The 286-nt window shown below is 56.6% G+C and carries 1 protein-coding gene; it reads left to right on the top strand.

Features of this window, described 5'->3' with window-relative positions:
* A partial coding sequence (locus tag AF337_RS13975) for an ABC transporter substrate-binding protein (RefSeq protein WP_193393617.1) occupies window positions 1–286 on the top strand: 286 nt, incomplete at both ends.

The following is a 286-nucleotide window of genomic DNA, read 5'->3' on the forward strand; positions in this document are numbered from 1 at the left end:
TCTTATCTCCGGGACCTGGTATTTCGGTGACATGCAACACAATCCGGATATCGGCTTCATGGCCATCCCCGCCCCGAAAGGCATTTCCAAGCCCATGAGTGTCGGGGGTGTGGATCTTGCCTGGGCGATAACGAGCCTTGCCAAAACTAAGCCAACACAGGACCTAGCCGGCGCATATATCGACTATATGGTTTCAGAGAAGGCTGCTGAAACCTGGGCCAATGCTGGCTATCTCCCGGCAACTTCGCTCGCGGCTGACGCGAAGCCAAAGCTCACGCCGCTCCTC

It is taken from the genome of Rhizobium ecuadorense (assembly GCF_001187535.1).
Lineage (GTDB): Bacteria > Pseudomonadota > Alphaproteobacteria > Rhizobiales > Rhizobiaceae > Rhizobium > Rhizobium ecuadorense.